Consider the following 2225-nt stretch of genomic DNA (forward strand, 5'->3'; position numbering starts at 1 on the left):
ACGGCCTCTCCGGCGCTCTCGTGCACACTGTCGACAATGCCAAGCTCCAGCAGCCGGGCCCGGACCGCCGGATCCCGGTCGAAAGCCGCAAGATGCGCGGCGGCATTGTCTGCCTGTTTCACCGCGCGGGCGATGGAAGAGCCGATATTGCCGACGCCGATCAGCGCCAGCCGCTTAAAGACAGGCTCGTCCTGGGGAAGATCCACAGCGCTCATGATGCCGGCCTTTCCTTGCCGAGAAAGTCCGCCAGCGCATCGACCACGTCACGCATTTCCTCGCCGGTGCCGATGGACAGCCGGACGGTATCGGGCACGCCGTATCCGCCCATCTCCCGCACCAGAATGTTCCGGTCTGCAAGGAAAGCGCGGGCCTCCGCAGCCGTCCGCCCCTCTTCTTCCGGGAACCGCAGCAGCAGGAAGTTGGTCACTGTCGGCAGAGGCTCAAGGCCAAGCTCGGTGAACTTCTCCACGCTCCAGGGCAGCCAGCGATTGTTGCTTTCGACCACAGCTTCCTGGAAGGCCAGATCCTCGACGGCGGCAATGCCCGCCGCAATGGCCAGCGAGTTGACGCCGAACGGCTGCTTGATGCTTTCCAGCGTCGCCGCGATGTGCTTCGGCGCATAGGCCCAGCCAAGCCGCAACCCGGCCATGCCGTAGAGTTTCGAGAAGGTCCGCAGCATCACGACATTATCGTGCGCCTCGACCAGCTCGATACCGCTGTCGAAATCGTTCTTCGTTACGTATTCGCAATAGGCCGCATCCATGACCAGCAGGATATCGTCCCGCAGCCCGGCCCGCAGGCGCTTCACCTCATCCTGCGGAATGTAGGTGCCCGTCGGGTTGTTCGGGTTGGCGAGGAACACCATGCGGGTACGATCGCTGACGGCAGCAAGGATCGCATCGACGCTGACGGTGTATTCGTCATCCGGCGCCATCACCGGCACACCACCGGCGATCCGGGTCGCCATCGGGTAGACCAGGAAGCCGTACTGGGTGTGGATCGCCTCGTCGCCCGGCTCAAGATAGGCGAGGCACAGGGTCTGGATCAGCTCGTCGGAGCCGCAGCCGAAAACGATGCCCGCCGGATCGATGCCGTTACGCTTTGCCACCGCTTCGGCCAGACGGCTGGCGGCAACGGCAGGGTAGCGGTGCAGGTCCGGGGCGGCACTGCGCATCGCGGCGAGCGCCTTCGGGCTCATGCCGAGCGCACCTTCGTTGGCGGACAGGCGAATCACCCGTCCCGGCTTGGTCGCACCGCCGTGGTTCGGCGTGTAGCTGACCATGGTCGCGATGGAGGATTTCGGTTTGATAGACGGCGTCTTGTTGCTGGAAGACATGATTTTTTCAGTTCAAAAAGCGTGCGGGAGATCGGATCTGGGTCCGGCAGCGGGCCGAAAAATCAGCCGGCGTGAACCGGGACCGCGTAAGCGCCGATGCGGTAATAGGGCACCTCGCCTTCGCGGCCGCCCAGATGTCGCTCCAGCCCTTCCGGGATCTCCTGGAATCCGTCCTGCTCGATCAGCCGGTAGCCATCGCCCGCATCAATCACCTCGCCCGCGAGCTCGACACCGTCGCGCACCGCGAACAGCGTCTTGTCCTCGCCGGAGGATTCAGGCTCTTGGCCCGCAACGATGAAGGCATCGCCCGCGAATCCGTTGACGCCGACAGCGGCGCCGGTCTCGCAAAAAGGAAGCCGCGCAATGATGCGCGGCGTCGCCAGACCGGTTCTGTCGGAAACCAGCTGCGGCCACCATCGTGCGGAGGTCATCGGGAAGCCGGGCAGAACGCCAAGCGTCGCGGCGCCGCCCGCAATCGCGTCCAGCACGGCGTCAGCACTGTCCATACGCTCGATCGTCGCCGAAATACCGCAATGGTCACGCGCCAGATCGTAGACCTTCTCCGCGCCTTCCGGCAGGTAGACGGCGGCATGCACATGGGTCTGCATGTTCAGGTTGGCGCTCAGGATTTCGCGCCAGAACCGGATCAGCGTCGGGATGTTCAGGTAGGATTCGTTCCGCGCGACAAGGCGGCGGATGATTTGCGCCTCGCGGCCCGGACGGAAATAGGGACCACGGTCGCCGCCCTTGGCATCGGCGACCTGCTTGCCGATCTCGACGCGCCGCATCAACAGATCGTGCAAAGCCACGTCGATCCCGTCGATCTCCCGCCTCAGATCATCAAGCGTGCTCACCGGACTAGCCTTCCAATCGAACCCCGAACGGGTCC

At 64.3% G+C, this 2225-nt stretch carries 2 protein-coding genes and 1 pseudogene; all 3 read right to left on the reverse strand.

The genetic code is table 11. The features are described 5' to 3' along the window. Positions 1-215: pseudogene (locus AAC126_RS22230) on the reverse strand (prephenate/arogenate dehydrogenase family protein); the annotation flags it as partial. Then, complete coding sequence (gene hisC / locus AAC126_RS22235) at positions 212-1336, reverse strand: histidinol-phosphate transaminase (RefSeq protein ID WP_339857654.1); 1125 nt, start codon at positions 1334-1336, stop codon at positions 212-214. The pseudogene AAC126_RS22230 and the gene hisC, both read right to left, overlap by 4 nt. Positions 1337-1398: 62 nt before the next feature. Beyond that, entirely contained in the window at positions 1399-2190 is a 792-nt protein-coding gene (locus AAC126_RS22240) for a chorismate mutase (RefSeq protein WP_339857656.1), read from the reverse strand. Between the last annotated feature and the right edge of the window lie 35 nt (positions 2191-2225).

This window comes from uncultured Nisaea sp., from assembly GCF_963974195.1.
Lineage (GTDB): Bacteria > Pseudomonadota > Alphaproteobacteria > Thalassobaculales > Thalassobaculaceae > Nisaea.

Bases quoted from the DNA above. Each gene is read 5' to 3' on its own strand.
- hisC (WP_339857654.1), bottom strand. From the start codon at position 1,336: ATGTCTTCCAGCAACAAGACGCCGTCTATCAAACCGAAATCCTCCATC.